This window comes from Bacillus pinisoli (assembly GCF_023036475.1).
Taxonomy (GTDB): Bacteria; Bacillota; Bacilli; order Bacillales; family SA4; genus Bacillus_BS; species Bacillus_BS pinisoli.
Genome location: NZ_JAJQKI010000004.1, coordinates 189,364 through 206,960 on the forward strand (window position 1 = coordinate 189,364; position 17,597 = coordinate 206,960).

Annotated in this window: 19 protein-coding genes; 1 reads left to right on the forward strand and 18 read right to left on the reverse strand. The window is 36.2% G+C overall.

Features of this window, described 5'->3' with window-relative positions; translation table 11 throughout:
• Positions 1-78 precede the first annotated feature (78 nt).
• The 7 genes from LT143_RS07800 to LT143_RS07830 form a co-directional block, all read right to left on the reverse strand.
• Entirely contained in the window at positions 79-1,089 is a 1,011-nt protein-coding gene (locus tag LT143_RS07800) for a DUF3231 family protein (protein ID WP_246941990.1), read from the reverse strand.
• 514 nt (positions 1,090-1,603) lie between these two features.
• Positions 1,604-2,116 carry a chloramphenicol phosphotransferase CPT family protein gene (locus LT143_RS07805; protein WP_246941993.1) on the reverse strand — a complete coding sequence of 171 codons (513 nt, stop codon included), beginning with the start codon at positions 2,114-2,116 and terminating at the stop codon, positions 1,604-1,606.
• A 99-nt stretch (positions 2,117-2,215) separates the two neighbouring features.
• Positions 2,216-3,097, reverse strand: coding sequence for a GNAT family N-acetyltransferase (locus tag LT143_RS07810; protein WP_246941995.1), 882 nt, complete (start codon positions 3,095-3,097; stop codon positions 2,216-2,218).
• A gap of 46 nt (positions 3,098-3,143) precedes the next feature.
• The gene (locus LT143_RS07815) at positions 3,144-3,299 is read right to left on the reverse strand and encodes a hypothetical protein (RefSeq protein ID WP_246941997.1); all 156 of its coding nucleotides are present in this window, start codon (positions 3,297-3,299) and stop codon (positions 3,144-3,146) included.
• On the reverse strand, positions 3,296-3,862 hold the full coding sequence (locus tag LT143_RS07820) for a GNAT family N-acetyltransferase (protein ID WP_246941999.1): 567 nt from the start codon (positions 3,860-3,862) through the stop codon (positions 3,296-3,298). Before LT143_RS07820 ends, LT143_RS07815 begins: the two co-directional genes overlap by 4 nt.
• Positions 3,863-4,019: 157 nt before the next feature.
• Positions 4,020-4,283 carry a DUF6123 family protein gene (locus tag LT143_RS07825; protein ID WP_246942001.1) on the reverse strand — a complete coding sequence of 88 codons (264 nt, stop codon included), beginning with the start codon at positions 4,281-4,283 and terminating at the stop codon, positions 4,020-4,022.
• A 40-nt stretch (positions 4,284-4,323) separates the two neighbouring features.
• Positions 4,324-4,785 carry a divergent PAP2 family protein gene (locus tag LT143_RS07830; RefSeq protein WP_246942003.1) on the reverse strand — a complete coding sequence of 154 codons (462 nt, stop codon included), beginning with the start codon at positions 4,783-4,785 and terminating at the stop codon, positions 4,324-4,326.
• Positions 4,786-4,950: 165 nt separating this feature from the next.
• On the opposite strand from LT143_RS07830, the gene sspL reads away from it, so the two are divergent.
• Positions 4,951-5,088: a small, acid-soluble spore protein L gene (gene sspL, locus LT143_RS07835; RefSeq protein WP_246942006.1), complete on the forward strand. Its 138-nt coding sequence runs from the start codon at positions 4,951-4,953 to the stop codon at positions 5,086-5,088.
• 27 nt (positions 5,089-5,115) lie between these two features.
• Here sspL and LT143_RS07840 read toward each other — a convergent pair whose 3' ends face one another.
• The 11 genes from LT143_RS07840 to LT143_RS07890 form a co-directional block, all read right to left on the reverse strand.
• A complete protein-coding gene (locus LT143_RS07840) occupies positions 5,116-5,991 on the reverse strand; it encodes a 5'-3' exonuclease (RefSeq protein WP_246942009.1) in 876 nt (291 codons plus the stop codon).
• Positions 5,992-6,126: 135 nt separating this feature from the next.
• Positions 6,127-6,735: a hypothetical protein gene (locus LT143_RS07845; protein ID WP_246942011.1), complete on the reverse strand. Its 609-nt coding sequence runs from the start codon at positions 6,733-6,735 to the stop codon at positions 6,127-6,129.
• Positions 6,736-6,923: 188 nt separating this feature from the next.
• A complete protein-coding gene (locus LT143_RS20395) occupies positions 6,924-7,049 on the reverse strand; it encodes a hypothetical protein (RefSeq protein WP_272495727.1) in 126 nt (41 codons plus the stop codon).
• A gap of 144 nt (positions 7,050-7,193) precedes the next feature.
• Positions 7,194-8,027, reverse strand: coding sequence for a sulfurtransferase (locus LT143_RS07850; protein WP_246942013.1), 834 nt, complete (start codon positions 8,025-8,027; stop codon positions 7,194-7,196).
• Positions 8,027-8,290 (reverse strand): YpbS family protein, encoded by a 264-nt coding sequence (locus tag LT143_RS07855; RefSeq protein WP_246942015.1) that lies wholly within the window; start codon positions 8,288-8,290, stop codon positions 8,027-8,029. Before LT143_RS07855 ends, LT143_RS07850 begins: the two co-directional genes overlap by 1 nt.
• Positions 8,291-8,507: 217 nt before the next feature.
• The gene (locus LT143_RS07865) at positions 8,508-12,170 is read right to left on the reverse strand and encodes a dynamin family protein (protein ID WP_246942017.1); all 3,663 of its coding nucleotides are present in this window, start codon (positions 12,168-12,170) and stop codon (positions 8,508-8,510) included.
• Between the two features lie 131 nt (positions 12,171-12,301).
• Positions 12,302-12,859, reverse strand: a complete 558-nt coding sequence (locus tag LT143_RS07870) for an isoprenylcysteine carboxyl methyltransferase family protein (RefSeq protein ID WP_246942481.1) — start codon at positions 12,857-12,859, stop codon at positions 12,302-12,304.
• A gap of 4 nt (positions 12,860-12,863) precedes the next feature.
• Positions 12,864-13,946, reverse strand: a complete 1,083-nt coding sequence (locus tag LT143_RS07875; protein WP_246942019.1) for a type III polyketide synthase — start codon at positions 13,944-13,946, stop codon at positions 12,864-12,866.
• Between the two features lie 262 nt (positions 13,947-14,208).
• Positions 14,209-15,315, reverse strand: coding sequence for a PRK06851 family protein (locus LT143_RS07880; RefSeq protein ID WP_246942021.1), 1,107 nt, complete (start codon positions 15,313-15,315; stop codon positions 14,209-14,211).
• Between the two features lie 771 nt (positions 15,316-16,086).
• Positions 16,087-16,860, reverse strand: a complete 774-nt coding sequence (locus LT143_RS07885) for an SDR family NAD(P)-dependent oxidoreductase (RefSeq protein ID WP_246942023.1) — start codon at positions 16,858-16,860, stop codon at positions 16,087-16,089.
• A gap of 15 nt (positions 16,861-16,875) precedes the next feature.
• A complete protein-coding gene (locus tag LT143_RS07890) occupies positions 16,876-17,439 on the reverse strand; it encodes a beta-class carbonic anhydrase (protein ID WP_246942025.1) in 564 nt (187 codons plus the stop codon).
• Positions 17,440-17,597: the final 158 nt, after the last annotated feature.

Here is a 17,597-nt window from a genome sequence, read left to right on the forward strand (position 1 = left end):
TGAATCCTTCTAGATCCAAGAACCTTTACTAAATAGTTGGATCCATTCATAACCATTTTGATTATGTTAAACTTTCAACTATCCCTTTATCTTCTCTTTACGATTCTCCATTTGAGGAGGTTCTTCCATCCAGTCATTCTTAATCATGATTTTTGCAGCCTTATGAGCATATTCAAAAATATCCTTCATAAAAATTGACATTTTTGCAGACAAATCATTTCGCAAAGTAAAGGCTGTTCCAAGTGAATTGCTTCCCATAGAGAAACTACAAAACAGACTTGTACAATACATCATCAACTTATCAGAAAATGGGGCAACTGTAGAACGCGTTGCATTACCACCTGGTGTCTGAGGGATTGGCAAATTCATTTCAATCATTACTTCACTAAGTTCTTTAATAATACCTTTTGCGAGTTCAGCACCCTCATTAAAAAACTTTTTCACCTCACCATCATTTGCACACTGTCCAAAGCCTAAAATCATCTGTGTGCCTGTAAGGTTAGACTCAACTGCTTTATGTAGATGTGCAATTTCTACAGTATTTAATGTTCTTTTTTCACTGAATGGATTGAGGGCCAATCCAGCTAAATAGCTTTTATTTTTTGCAAATTCGACTGATTTTGGCATAGAGACATAAGGAGATCTAACAAGCAAACCCTTTTTAAGCAAATACTGTGTACATATTCTATAGTATCTTTGAGTAAGGGCCGTTAATTCTTCAAACAATTTATTAATATCTTCTCTAAATGTCATGGTTAGATTTAATGAATGTAAACCCATACTTATTTCTTTTAATAAGCGAACAAACATAATATCAAAACCATTATCATAAAGCTTAGGCACCTCTTTATTAACATCTTGTGACGTAAAGCCGATTGGAATTACTGCACCTTCTTGTTCATAGATTTCAATGATTTTACAAACGTATCCTTCCAGTTCCTGATACAAGTTGGTCATAATTCCCTTAGCTTCTTCATCGTCTGCTTTTTCTATAAAATACTCTAACATTCGCAAGATCAAGGTTTTTTCTTGGTATGTAAGCCATAATGATCCTAATTCAGAAGATGTAATAGGCGCTCTATCTGGCATATGCAGTCCTCCCTAAAGTATTTATTTTAGGGTACCTCTAACACCTAACATTCATTCATTTTACTGGAATATTAGTGCCTTGTTCATACACTAAAACAAGTTCATGGGATTGGCACAAAATATGGCTTAATCCACTTATAAACAAGAACAAAAAGCGCAAGCACCCGGTTAGCCTAAGGCATAGCAAATGTTCCTTTGACAAAGAAAAGGCGGGTTTTCCTTTTATTTGTCAAAGGGTTATTTGACCGAGGAAAAAGTGTTGTTCTTTTTCTTTCGAGGGGCTGGGTGCTGGAGCTAGATTGAAATTCACAAGTCAAAGTTATCCACAAGTGATTCAGTTTATAATTTCCTAAACCACAAGAAAATAAAGTTCTTCATATTGGAACTTCACTTTTAAAATGAAGTCTATGTATATCCTAGCTACAAGCAGATAAATCTAACATCGATTAAGTGTCTAAACGTACTCTCCTTCAATAATGGAAGTGTAATGGTAAAAATAGTAGCTATTTAACCACTATATACGATCTTCCAATAAAGAAATAATCTTATTAACACAATCCTCTATTGGTTCAACTTCAGTATTAACTTGGAGATCATAGACTTCATTATGTTGATGGAAAAATTGCAACTGGCTCTTTGCCTGTCCGATTGGTCTGTCTCCCCTTTGTTTCTCACGCCTTTCTAGCTCTACTACTGAACAATGTACACCTATAAATAAAATAGGATAATCATGTAACTTCTTAAAAAAGTCTTCCATTGTTTCCTTGTCTATAAAAATTTGATCAACGATTAAGTTGACTCCGTAATTAGAGAAGATTCGTATGTTGTCATGAAAAAGATATTCTGTTGGCACTGGGATTAATCTCCCCTTCTCTACTCCCCGCTCTTCCATTGTTTCAACGACATAATCAAACTCATCTATACTAAAATGAAAATAATCCTTTAGCCTCTCTGCTAATGCTTTTGATAATGTCGATTTCCCAGAACTTGAGACTCCATTCAATAAGATTATCTTGCCTAGTGTCATGTATTGTAATATCTCCTTGTGTAAGAGTAACTTTTACAAACCCTTTAACAGCAACTCTTAGTTTAAATATAACTGTTATAAAATTGAGTTGTTTGGGGATTATACTTTTCTAATGTTCTTAGTTAAAAATGCTAATTCATGCTCTGTTATAAATCCTACCTTCTTATAAAGGTTGATAGCCTTTTCATTACTAGAATTCACACATAGTGAAATAGAGTGAATGGTTTGGAATGAAAAAAGCCATTTGAGTGCAGCGCTTAATAATTGAACACCTAGACCTTTACCCTGTTTGGAAGGATTTACTGCAAAGAATTCAATGCTTGCCTCTCCAAACTCCGGTTCTGCTTCAACATATATATAACCTGTTAACTCACGATTAGACGTTTGAATAAATACTTTTCTATTTCCGTTTAAACGATTTAATATTTCTCTGCCACTAAAATACGTACTTGGAAACGTTAGATCGTGCAGCTCTGTCATTTGTTCTTCAAGTTCTTTGGATAACTCTGTTATTTTTATATCCACCAATGCATGAATGGATTCTCGATTAAACACTAGAATTGTTTGTTTACTTTGTTCAGCAAACCCAATTTCATTTGCAAAATTTAATACTCTTCTATTGTGTCGATTTGGAAACATACTTACTGAATGTACTTCCGATGGAATAATGTCAAGTAGTCTATTCCACAACCGACAAATGATTTTATCATCATTATCTAAAGCAAACGGTCCCCATAATTCCGCACATTGGTCATTGAGATCCGCATCAAAACCTAGGACCCCAACTAGTTGGTTACCTTCAAACGCACAGACGAAGCTCTCCTTAAAACCTACATCTGTTAAGTCATATAAAATAGAGTTGGCAATCTCTTCACTAACTTTTCCGCAATATCCAATGTGAAATTCATCTTTATTATTTAACTCAGCCAGAAAATGTGATACGAGCTCAATTTCGTTTCCTTTTATTAATCTTACTTCCATTCACATACAATCTCCCTATGTAATTCATTTTCCACCCGTCACACCCTTATGAAAGTATTCTATTTACGTATGATTGGATAGATGTAGGTAGTAATTGATAAACTAGCCCTTCAAACGCAAGATCAAGAAGTCCCGCTATTAAAAATAATAATATGATAAGAAACATGATTGTTTTTCTATACTTGAGCGTCATAAACTTCATAATGACTCCCCCACTTCCTCTGATTTCACATGATGCTTATTTCTAAGTAGCGAGTAGAGATATACATCATGAGCTTTACCATTCTGATACATATAGTCCTTTAAGATCCCTTCTTTTTCAAATCCAACTTTTGTTAGCAACTTTGAAGATGCATCGTTTTCTAAAAAGACAACAGCTCCGATTCGAGAAAGCCCCATTTCATGGAATCCATAACTTAATATTTTTCGTACAGCCTCTAACGTATATCCTTTTCTCCAGTAGTTAGGATGAATTTCGTATCCAATTTCTGCTCTTTTATGCTTAGGTGACCATGCATTAAAACCAACCGTGCCGATTAAACCTTTCGTCCCTTTTCTTTCAATTCCCCAGCGTATACCTCTTTTTTCTTTCAGACTTTTTGAAAAGAATTCAACAAATGCTTCTGCTTGTTCTTTATGTATTAATGTTTCTTGACCGTAGTATTTTGTAACTTGCTCATTAGAGAAACAATCGAAAATAGCTTGTGCATCATCAGATCTGATCTCCCTTAACTGTAATCTTTCTGTTTCTATGTTTGGAAACATGGTATCCCCCCACTTTTATACACATTCTAGAAATGAACTATTTTATTTATTCTCTACCTTTAAGTTAAACCCTCTTTCACATAGTATTTAAACATAATAAAGACAGACCAATCTAGACAATTTGGTCTGTCCTTCTCTTTTTCGATCTATAGCTTATCTAAATAATTCCTTTTTCTTTTGCATATTGATAGGCAATTTTACGCTTACTTATGTTTTCACTCTTTAAATGTTCTAATAAAGCGACAAAGTAACTGCCGTCAAAATGTTTTTGGGCTTTTAGTGTAATCTCAATTGCAGCAATCACTTGAGCATCATTTGTCCCTGAGTATAATTGACCAAATGAAATAAACCCTAGCTCTTCCTCTCTAAAGATAAACCCTTTTCCTCTTAAAAATTGTAAGTACTCTTCTACCTTAGCCACTCGTTCCCCATCCTTACTTGTCTTGCTCAGGTAAAGCTTATTATTTTTTCTTTGTTAATAAATGTCCAATTGCACCTGTTAGGATTCCAAATAAAGCTCCACCAAGAACTTCTTCTGGTTGATGTCCTAGCATCTCTTTTAGTCTTCTCTCTTTTTTATCATGAAAGTGGTGATCTTTATCACCTCTTAATCGTTCAATTTTTTCTTCCATTTCATTCACAGCTATCGTTAATTCACCAGTTTGCCGTCTAATTCCTTGAGCATCATACATGACAATTAAACCAAACACCGAGGCAAGTGCGAAATCTATGGTTGGAACACCTCTTTTTAAAGCAATAAATGTTGCCAATGAGGTTACACCCGCAGAGTGAGAACTAGGCATACCTCCTGTTTCAACAAAGGTTCCCCAGTCCCATTTTCCTGTCTTAATTTTCTTTATAGGAATTTTAATAAACTGGGCAAGCCCAATCGTCGTAACTGCTGTAATCATACCCTTATTCATACTATCACCTCTTACTTAGTTTCTAAGGTGAAGAGGTAATCTATTCGTACCAGGTCTTGTCATGTTTATATTTATGTTTATAAAACACAAGCCTAGTTGAAAACAACCTTGTTGAGTATAATCGTGGCAAGGATTTCAAACAATAAACTTGGAGGTGAATGATTCATGTCACGTAAAAATGCTAAAAGAGGTACTGAAGCATTTTCAGGAGTAAATCCACAAGGTTTTGGATCTGATATACGTACTCCTGATCCTAAATCAGCACTTGAAGATAAAGCAAAAAAGGATAATACAAAAATTTAAGATTGGTGGGAATGGGTTACCCCATTCCTATCCTAATAAACGATCAAGACCTTTAAATTCTAATTCCCTAAAAGTTGAAAGGGCACGCTCTTTATTAACGTTAAACATAGCCTCTTCAAGACTACAGTCTACTGGCACCTCACAATGAATGCGAGCGAGTTTATGGGATAAATGAAGCATGTCCAAACTGTCCTCAATCTTTTTCTGTTGAGACTTCGTTAGCTTTGATAAGTTCTCTAATATGCCTTCAACAGATTTGAACTCCAACAATAATTTAATGGCTGTCTTTTCTCCGATCCCTTTTACACCAGGATAATTATCACTTGGATCACCCATTAATGCTTTTAAGTCAATCATTTGTTCTGGAGTAATCCCTTTTTCCTCCAATAGTCGTTCAGGGTTATACACATCATAGTTTCCAAACCCTTTTCGTAAAATGGCTACTGAAATATGATCATCAAGTAATTGGAAAATATCTTGGTCACCTGTTAAGATGATCACTTTATTCCCATCTCTACTATATTTCTTTGCAAGTGTTCCAATACAATCATCCGCTTCATAACCTACAAGCCCGATGTTAGGTACATCCAAAGATTCTACTACTTCTTTTACTAAATCGAATTGAGGGATTAACTCAACAGGTGCTTCTGCACGATTAGCTTTATAATCTTTAAACTCTTCCGTTCTAAATGTCTTACTACCCATATCCCAACAACAAACGACATGACTCGGATTAAAATGGTCAATGGAAGTAAACAAATGTTTAACAAATCCGTGAATCCCATTTGTCGGTATACCTTTACTATTTATCATAAAATAATTACTAACTGCTGTTGCGTAGAATGCCCTAAATAACAATGCCATTCCGTCTACAAGTAATATGGTTCTATTCGTTTCGTTCATATTATAGTTGTCACCTCACAAGAAATAATCATACCAAACAATTATATCATACAAGCCTCTCCATTAGTTAAAGCCGTATAAATTGGCAAAAAAACGCGTACGAAAAATCATACGCGTTTCTCTATATCTATGTCATTATTGTCCTGGTTGAATTCGTTGAACTTCTATGTTAAATTCCCTGAGTGCTGTATAAATTCTTCGTTTATTCAGCTGTACCTCTTTTGTTACAGGAAGATTAAAGCTTTCTCCGTCTTTAAATGTGAAGACCATATCCCCTTCAAACATGACTCCATCTCGAATGATTTGAAGTTGCTTTGCTTCAGTTACGTCTTCCCACTTATATGTTTTCACGCTAAAATCAGCCATACTTCTTGTATGGATGCCCTCATCATTTAAATAAAAGTAATTGTTAAGAGATAAAACTATGACAATACATCCTGGTATCGCTAATAAAAGAAACGGAAGAATTCTAAGTTTCTTGTCTGACATCATCACATGATTGCGATAAATAACGAAAAGAATGATAAGAATTGAAAACCAAGTTAGAGCACCAGCAAAAATGAAATAGTTATATTTAGGAGTTGTAAAAAACCATGCCGGTACATTATTAATAAAAATATCTTGATATGTATAGATGGCAACAAAGGGAACAATTAAACAAGAAAGAACTAAAATGATAGACGTCATGATTAAAAAACTAGAAAGATCAAATCGTTTTTTCTTTGTAATCGTATATCCAGACATAAATTAATCTCCTTCAAGTAAGCTAGTTTAATTTTAGCAGATAACTTCCAGAATTAGGAGATAATTTATTATTCTGAATTTTTTTCTTAGAAATAAAGGTCCTATCTCCTATAGATAGGACCAATCCATTTCTAATCAGTATCTCCCACCCATGCCGTAATTTCGTACACTGTAGGAGCTTCAAACATTTATTTTTTCTTGGAATTAGCTTTTGCTGCTTCTACCTCTGCATAAGAGGCAAATTCAGGACTATTACCTTTTTTCACATTATCGTTACGCTGTGCATTAGCGTTGGCATTCTTTGTTCTTCCCATAAAATCATCTCCTTGATAGATAATACTCTTCTAGTATCTCAGGTTGCTGCTTAAATTATCAGGAAGATAGGAAGTTATTTTTTTACACAAGTGGAACATAAAAGAGAGAGTAATTCCATTTAAATTGGATTTACTCTCTCTTTTTTACTTATTTTTTTCTACCGGAGAATCTTCGTACGAAATCCAGTCACTCCAGCTACCTAGGTAAAGCTTTACATCCTGAAATCCTGCCTCATGAAGAGCCAATACGTTCGGACACGCTGTTACCCCTGACCCACAATAAACAATGACAGATCTTTCTTTTGAGATATGTTGGAATCTTTCCTTATGCTCTTCAGCTTTCTTCCACGTTCCATCTGAGGCAATGTTTTCTAACCAGAAATAGTTAACCGCACCTGGAATATGGCCTGCAATCTTATCAATAGGCTCAACTTCTCCTCTAAAACGTGGAGCTTCCCTTGAATCTAAGAGGGTAATTTCTGTTGAGTCAAGACTAGCTTTAACGTCCTTAAACTCTGCTAATAAGTGTTGTTGAATAACTGGTTTAAACACTCTAGATTGAAACTGAGGTATTTCGCTTGAAACAGGGAGATCTCTCTGTTGCCAGGTTTGAAAAGAACCATCCATTACAAATACGTTTTCGTGGCCTAAATATTTTAGTAACCACCAACATCTAGAAGCCATTGCCCCATTTTGGTCATCATACGTAACAATAGTTACGTTTTGGTCAATTCCAAGAGAAGAAAGCCTCTCCGACAATTCTTGAAGGTTAGGCAAAGGATGTCGACCGCCATGTTCCTTTACTGGTCCTGACAGATCTGCTTCTAGATGTAGATAGGCGGCATTCGGAATATGCGATTCAGTATAAGCCTCTTGACCCGCATTTGGATTATTCAATAAAAACCGGCAGTCAATGACTCTAACTAAGTCATCCTGGTAATGACTTGCCACCCACTCTATTGATTTTAAGTAGGACATTAATTTGTCTCCTGTCTGGATACATATTCCTGTACCATTTCGACCGTTACAAGCTTACGTTGAGGCACTACTCCTTGCTTGGCAAGATTGTTGATATCTGTTGTTACTTTATTTATTGGGTCTGTTGAAAAGCTAACTCCTTTTTTACATAAAGATACTGCCTCTTCAATATACATTTCACGAAGCTGATCTAGCTGTAAAAACGTTCTTAATATTTCATGTTGCTTTGTTGAATGCTTTGTTATAGCATGATGAACACTCATTCTTTTTCCCCTTTCTCGGCTTTCCTTCTTTTCTCCATTAGCTTCCTTACCTGCTCTTTTGGAGACCAACAATTGAATTGATAATTCGGTTTCGTTTCAAAACCTAATCGTGAGCATTGATAGGTCATTTTACCATTTATTTTTTCAGAACGATAGTGAATACAGGTCGCACAGGCATGAAAGGATTGTTGTTTAATGATACTCTCCCCCGATCAACCTATATCATGTGTGATACTTGTGACTCAATGCTTTTAAGTTTATCTATATCCATCTTATCTGACATTACATCATACAGACCTTCAAAATAGTGATTCACTTCTTGAGCTGAGTGTTGCTCCCACTTTAATGTTTGGTTCATGAAGATTTCTAGATAATAAGTTGTTAACTCACTTTGCATAGAGTTTAGATAGTGACTAACAGGATCTTGTAGTAAAGTCTCTAGCTCATCTCTCAAATTTTTCTTCCCATTCTTTTCGAAAAAGGCTTTTGCATTTTTGAAAGAAGCAAGTGGTTTTGACAATTGACGACGATCAAAGGTTTCAACCACAGATGTTAAGACTGGAACTTCAACTTTATCAGGTGTAATAAAAGTTAGCTCTAATCCATTGTGGATGTGGCTTATCTTTTGATTAGCTTTTTGATGAATAAATTGTAATTGATTTTTCAAGAATCCTTCTACACGAACACTCGTTGCTCTAAGCTCTTGTAATAAATCAAAGCCGATGAATTCCAATAACTCATCAAGACACCCTTCTAATGCCAACTTAATGTTTTTGTGATCATCTGAAAGGACTGACGGGTGAAACGATTCATTAAAGATGTCTGTAAAACGAAGGAATACTCTTTGCTTTACATAATATAGTAATTCCTTCAACTCCATCTCAATAGCCTTCTTAGCAGAATCTACCTCAGCCTGCTTTAATTGCGTTAAAATTTGTGTTTGCTGTTCCTGGAGTCGATTCATTCTTGCTTCTTTTTCATCGTTACCAATAGAAGCCATTTCAATATATTCTTTAACAACCTGATGGACCCGCTTAAGATCTAGTTGAGCGGAAGAAATGGTTAACTCAGTTAGCTCGTGCTGAATAAAATGTGAAAACTCATTCTCAAAGTAACCAATTCCAGAATCATTCATCATCGTAAGCTCTTGTATCGACTGGCCTTCCTTTTCTTTAAGCGCTAGTAAACTTGAGACAGGAAAAAGTCTTGGATTCCTAATTCCATAAGATAATAACTGCGTTCCTACATAGTTTTTAACAACCTCAAGTTCCTCTAAAGATGATGCTAGATCTGCTGCATTAATCATGAAGAACATTTTATCAAGCTCAAATGCATCTTTTACGCGTCCCAGCTGAATAAGGAATTCCCGGTCTGCTTTAGAGAATGCGTGGTTATAATACGTAACAAACAAAATCGCATCAGCGTTCTTTATATACTCAAATGCAACTCCTGTATGTCTCGCATTGATGGAATCGGCTCCCGGAGTATCCACTAACGTAATTCCTTGATTAGTCAGTTCACAATCATAGTAGACCTCTATCCATTCTACAAAGCATGATTTTTCTTCATTTGCCACATACTCTTTAAACTCTTCTAGATCCACAAATTTTAGTTTCCCAAAGTCATCATTCATATGCTGATAGCCTTTTAATACTGCTTGTAAAAAGCTATAATGAGGTTTTTGCCTTGGGTCAATATCTTTTATCTTTAAGACTGATGGTATCTGTTCAATTGCCTCAGACAAATTAGTAAAAGAATGGTGGAAAAATTTCAGTGAAAAAGCTAAGTCTGTTTCCAATTGCTTTATACTCTTAAGTTGGACACGAACAGTACCATGTGGAAATTCTTCTGTTACAGGCTTAATCTTATTGATCGTAGCTGTAGTTGGGTTGGGTGAAACAGGTAATAGTTTCGTACCCATTAACGCGTTTGCAAATGAAGATTTCCCGGCACTAAATGCACCAAATAAGGCAACCGAAAACGATTGATTGGATAACCTGTTTGCTTTCTCCTTTAATTGCTGAACGACTGTTTGTAACCCTTTAATTTGCTGAACTGACTCTGTGACAGCATTAATTTTATCCACCATTTGAGGCGCATTTAGCTCATGTTTAACCTCATCTGTGTCTCTTGACATCATTTCATTTGACTGTCCAGCCTCTACTTTTGCCACTATCTTCTTTAATTCTTCGACCGTTCCTTTTTTATATTGTAGTGACTGTAGTAATCGCTGCTTTTCTTCAGTTATATTTGTCTCTGGACCATTTTCAAGAATAGTCATAAGCAATTGGCGAACAGTGTTTAATTCATTTGTTCTCTTCTGTAATTTGTTAATCGCTTCTTTATACTCACCGTATTTTGTTAACTCATTTTGTAGTTCATTCATTTGTTCGTTGTTTTGTAGGGATAACTCTTTCAGCCATTTCTCCAAAATTTGAGTTGCTTCTAATCGGTATTTACGCTTACACTCAGAACCTACATCATTCGTGAAGTTTAGAATTGCATCCCCCGTTACTTTTGCTCCACGTTTAACCAAGTTGCGAAGGTCTGTTGGTTGGATGGACACATTTAATTGATAAACGTCGTTTAATAGGCTCTCATGAAGCCCTCTCTTTTTGCAGAACTTAGTTAACAGATCTTTTACATGCCAGTCTATTTGTGCTGAAACCTTTTCCATTAAATCCTTGTAGAATGCCTGTAGTCGATCATCTCTTTCCTTCTCCGTTTTCTGCTTGGAGAAGATTAATCCTACCTTGAATTCGGGCTGTTCACTTTCTAGAAATTGCGTTGCCAACTCACGTGTTTGAAATGGCATAATATAAGCATTATCTAGCAATTTCGTTAAATCTTTTTGGAACTCATGCTTCGCTTCATCCACTGATGTAACAAGGCCTTGTATTTCTTGTTCAATTCCGCTCATTTTCTTGGAAAGGTCTTGTCTCTCTGCACTACTTAAACCTGAAAGCTTTTCCTCCCATTTTAACGCCTCATCGTTACCACGTTCTTCAAGCCATTCCACGTGATCCAAGATTAAATTTTTAGCTGAGTCTGCAATACCTTTCATAAAGGACTGATCCTTTGTTGCCCAAACATCTGATAGTAATTGCTTTACTTCTGATAACTGGTTGATAGGAAGCTCTTTATCTCGTAAGCTCGTATAAAAAATCCCATCCGGGTACACCCCCCAGTCATGGAACGCCTGCAAGACACCTGCCTGAAAATCATTAAAGGATAGCTCTGACTCCTGATGCTTATCGACTTGATTAATAATTAAGTAGAGTGGTTTGTTCATTTCTTGAAGCTTTTTCGTAAAATGAAAACTTACTTCTGATTGAACATGATTATAGTCCATCATGTAAAAAACAAGATCGGCTAAATGTAAGGCTGACTCTGTTGATATACGATGAGCATCATCTACAGAATCAATACCAGGTGTATCAAGAACCGTTACTTCACTAGGAATAAAGGAAGAATTAGTCCCAATCTCCACCCACTCGACAGCCTCACCATCCATACAAAATTGTTTAATTTCGTCTATATCATAAGGTGCAGGAAATTCTACGACCTCACCAGTAAACAGATACACTCTTGCCACTTCTTCACCAGAACGAATTTTCACCAGATTCGCACTTGTTGGAATAGGACTTGCAGGTACCACTTCATGTCCAACTATTTCATTAATCATACTCGATTTCCCTGCAGAAAAATGTCCACAGAAACCAATACTATACTCATTTTCTGATGCTTTTTTTACTAACTGTTTCATTTTTTTTGAGAGCTCTGTATTCCCTGATTTTTCCATCTCTAAAAAAAGCCCAGTTAGGTTCGTAAGTAAATCTTCTTCTGTTAATATTGGAGCTGATTCTAGCTTTTGACTCATGGTTTTCAATCCCCTTTTTGTGTACCGAAAAACATATATGATTATTCATTTTACTGCAAGTAAACATATTTTCCTATAATAAAACACATGAAAAGGCTAGAAACATCTCTAGCCTTTAAATTTTTCTACTATTATTTTAAGCGGATTGGTGAAAACCGTGATATTTTTTGAAATTTTTCTTCATAATCTGTTTGAGAAAGTAATGCTTTCTCTTCTAATGGGATACGCACCGATAACATCCATAGGTTAAGTAAAGAAAAGATAACAGCTGTCCAATATGCCTGAAATAAGATCGGAATGAGTAGGATTTCAACTACGACAATGACATAATTTGGGTGTCTTAGAAATTTATAAGGTCCATTTTTCACGATCTTCGCGTTAGGCATCACGATAATCTTAGTATTCCAATAACGACCAAGGGTCGCAAGTGACCATATTCTCAAGAGCTGCGTCAAGGCAAATACGGTAACGAGTGCTGGCCATATGGGAGACAATTCCGTTTGTAGGAATACTACTTCAAGTAGTACGGCAATAAAGAAAGAGCTGTGTAAAAGAACCATTAGGGGGTAGTGGTCCTGACCTACTTCAATGGCGCCATTTGACTTCATCCATTTTTCATTTCTTTTCGCAATGGTTAGCTCGGACAGTCTTTGTAACACGATGAAAGCAAAAAAGGTAAAGAAAAAAATCAACTTATATCCCCCACTTTACGAGTAATAACTCGGAACTAAAGCCTGGTCCAAGTGCAGCTATTATTCCATATTCACCATCCGGAATATCTTCTTTCATGAATTCATTTAATACATAATAAACAGTTGCTGATGACATATTTCCGTACTCCTGAAGGATTGTTTGTGAATGTTTCGTATGATGCTGAGTAAACCCAAGCGAATCTTCATAAGCTTGTATGACTTTCTTACCTCCAGGATGAGCAATGAAATGTTTAATATCAGAGAGTTCCAATCCATTTTCATGAAGGAATTTTTCAACATTTGGTTTCAGCCATTCCGTTATGATGTTTGGAATATCCTTTGAGAAGATAACGTATAGTCCCTCATTTTTTATATCCCATCCCATTACATCTTCTGAGTCTGGCATTAACGTGGATTGCGTCGCTTGGATGAATGGAATTGAAGTGTTGTTTAAGCCTTTTACCTCGTTTCCTGCAACCAGTACAGCTGCTACCCCATCTGCAAACAGGGAAGTACCAATCAAGTTACTCTTCGATCGGTCATTTTTTTGAAAGGTTAGACCACATAATTCTACTGATACGACTAACACTTTTGCGTTGGGATAAGCAAGGCAATAGTCATAGGCCCTAGATAGTCCTGCTGCTCCACCTGCACACCCTAATCCCCAGATTGGTATACGTTTTGTATGAGGTGAAAAAGGTAAATGATTCATAATTTTTGCATCAATACTCGGTGTGGATATTCCTGTGGTAGAAATAAAAAATATAGCCTCAATTTCTTCATATGGAACAGACTCGCTTAAGTATTCATCATTAGATAGGCAATTTTTGATTGCTTCCAGACTATACTCCACTGCATGCTCGATATAGGCATTATTTCGATCTTCAAATGTGTGATCTTCTTTAAACCACTCTAGATTCTTGGCAAAGTTTCTCTTCTTTATTTGACCATTTTCAAACACCGTTAATAGTCTCGAGATGTCCTTAAATGAATCTTCAAACATCTCGCGGGCAAACTCCACAGTTGTTGTTTGTGTTAAGGCGTGTGGTGGCACACAAACACCAACGGAGGTGATTTTCGGCATAAAATACCTCCCTCTATTTCTAATTTTTATTAGTTTTATCAGAAATTGCTAAACTATTCGTGAAGTGTATGTATTCGTAAGCCCTTTTTAGCATCTGTAAAGAAGCAGTCAAGACCGGGTGATTTTTTTGAGAAAAAAAAAGCTTCCCGGAACAGGGAAGCTAACGTTTTGGAGAAATTTTATTACTTGTTGTTGTGCATGTTTATTATAACGTATTCCTCGCTTCGTTACACTCGAAAAATTTGGAAAGAATAAAACTATTTTACAAGGAAGTCTCCATAACCGCTTGTAGATACAGAATTTCTTCTAATATTTCTTCTCTTTTCTTATTTACTTTTTCAAAATCCATTGATTGCTTATAATACTCTTCTAGTCGATCGTGTAAACGCTTAGCTTCACTTAAAAAATTAGTAGCTAGCGTCATTTTATTCTGATAGGCCATGTTCAATTCGCCAATCTCTTTTTTATGCGTTTCTTCTACACTCGTATCCATACAAAGGCGGAACATATCCACCACAATATCATCTAAGCGGAATGGATCTACTACGTGGGGAGCAGTACCATCTACTACGGCAACACTTAATGTAGGAATAATGACCATATCAATACTGTTTGGATCAAACGCACAAGGGTAATATTCTACAGACAGCCCTTCTGCTTCTGCCCGCTTACCTATTTTTTTCATTAATGTGGACTTTCCGCTACCTGGGCGGCCTTTAATAATATAGCGTTTAGACAGATCTTCCGTGATATTATCAATAAAATTCACCGCTCCATTTGGTGTTGCAGCACCAAAGAATCTTTTTATGACTTTTGGATTTTTATCCTTTTCAAACGGCGTTGAAAAGATAGACCTTAATAAATCGTCTGTAATTGCATTCGCCTTTTCAAAATCCATAGAAGCCACGTAAATTTCTTCTTTTTTCAAATGAATTTCTTTGGCTTCTTTCATTGTTTGATAGGCTGCCATAAAGTTTGTACTAATATCATTCGTTAGCGAAATAATTATGCTTTTATACTTAGATAAATAAGCATCATTTCTAAACGTACCTAAGTCTACCATTTTTTCAACAACCCCCGGATACTTTGGTTCAATGATATGAGGAGCTGTTCCGTCTACAATTCCTACCTTTAATGATGGGATAATAATGCCGTCAATTGATTTATTATCACTTGAACAGTGCAGATACTCTAAATCTAGTCCTTTATCCATTAGAACTAAACCTATTTTTCTCATAAAGGTAGACTTTCCGGTACCAGGTCCCCCTTTAAGTATATACAGTCGATCTAAGTCATTTGTAACCTGGTCGTATAATGAATAAAATCCTTGGCTTGAATTAGAGCCTGCATAAAAATTCTTAATTGCCATTCACACCATCTCCTTCAAGATACTAGAAGAACGCCTAATGTTAGAGTATGGGAGGGTGGCGAGAAGTGTGACAGTGAGGATTAACTGAATTTATGGATAGTAATGAATAGGTTTTTTGAAATAAGATAGTCGCGCAAATAAAAGGACGTGTTGCAAGAAAACAGGTCCATGCGGCAAGTTAAATTAGATAGTTGCAAGAAAAAGTGTTGAAGTTGCAAATAAAAGAGAAAGTCGCAAGTAAAAGTGTTGATGTCGCAAATTAAAAAGCAAGTCGCAAGAAAACAGGTCATATTGGCAAGTAAAGTTAGATAGTTGCAAGAAATAGTATTGAAGTCGCAAATAAAAGAGAAAGTCGCAAGAATACAAGTCCATGTCGCAAGTAAATTTAGATAGTCGCAAGTAAAAGTGTTGATGTCGCAAATTAAAAAGCAAGTCGCAAGAAAACAGATCATATTGGCAAGTAAAATTAGATAGTTGCAAGAAATAGTATTGAAATGGCAAATAAAAGAGAAAGTCGCAAGAATACAGGTCCATGCTGCAAGTAAAATTACATAGTCGCAAGAATAAGTGTTGAAGTTGCAAATAAGTGGACGTGTTACAAGAAAACGGATCAAAGCGGCAAGAAAAATTACATAGTCGCAAGTAAAAGTGTTGAAGTCGCAAATAAAAGGACCCAGGCGCAAGAAAACAGGTAAATGCGTCAAGTTAAATAATTAACCAGCAAAAAAAGAACCTGTTCACGAATGAACAGGTTGAGAAAACACTATCTAATTAGAATCCTTGAATGGTCATTCCACCATCAACATATAAAGTCTGTCCCGTTATATAGGAAGCGGCCTCTGAACAAAGAAATACAGCCGGTCCAACAAGCTCAGGAAGCTCTCCCACACGCTTTAAAGGAGTAACGGAAAGGATTTCGTTTACATAACTTTCATCCTGTAGAAGTTTTTCCGTTAGAGTTGTCCTGAAATACCACGGACCGATTGAATTTACGTTTATTCCATATTGTCCCCATTCTAACGACAATACTTTTGTCATTTGAATGATCGCAGCCTTAGATGCAGCATATACAACACCTGTACGTAATGCAACATGCCCAGCAACAGAGGCAATATTGACTATTCTTCCTCTTGTTGCAGTTTCTTTCATCACTTTACCTACTTCTTGTGAGAACATGAAGGCTGACTTCAGATTCGTGTCCATGATGGTTTGCCATTCTTCATCGGTTACTTCCAGTGCTTTTGATCGGATATTCATTCCCGCATTGTTAATTAAGATATCGATTTGAGAAAATTCTTCATATACTTTTTCTACAGCCTGTTGAACATCTGATCGGTTAGCTACGTCTGTTTTGACAATTAGAGCACGTCTACCTAATGTACGAATTTGTCCAGCAACTTCCTGTAGATCCTCTTCTGTTCTAGACAGGATGGCAACATCTGCACCTGCTTGGGCGAGTCCAATTGCAATTGCCCGACCAATTCCTCTTCCTGCTCCTGTTACAATAGCTACTTTTCCTTCAAGCTGAAATGATGGTAAGTACATACGGCTTCCCCCCGCTTATTGATTGCCGTTCACAATCAGTTCTAATTCCCCTGTATGTGGATCAATGACTAAACCATGAACTGTTACATATTCTGGTAATAAAGGATGATGTTTAATCGTGTTTACAGATTCTTTTACACTTTCTTCTACACTCTCGAAGCCCTGTAAGAAATGATCAATATCAATTCCTGAATGTCTAAGTGTATCAATTTTCTCTTGAGATACCCCCGCCTCAAGTGCTTTTTCAATAATTGGCTCTGCATGCATTCCAGTCATTCCACAGTCACGGTGTCCAATGACAAACACCTCTTCCGCCTGTAAGCCATACACTGCCACCAATATACTTCTCATGATACTTCCAAACGGATGAGACACGAGAGCCCCCGCATTCTTTACAATCTTAGCGTCGCCATTTCCGATATTCATAGATTTTGGAAGTAACTCTGTTAATCTCGTGTCCATACAAGTTAAAATAACCATCTTCTTGTTTGGAATCTTTGTCGTCACAAACGGTTCATATTCTTTGTTGATTACAAACTTCTTATTATAATCCAGGATTTCTTCAAGTCTCTTTGACATAGAACTTCCTCCTAACATATGTATATATATTATCTTAAACCAATCCAAGTAACCTGACAAACAATCACTACATAATCTTTAACACAGTAAAGGAGTGGGGGCCAGGCCCCCACTCCTTTACTGTGTTAAAGCTTTTGGTTAATAAGCTAGCATTCTAT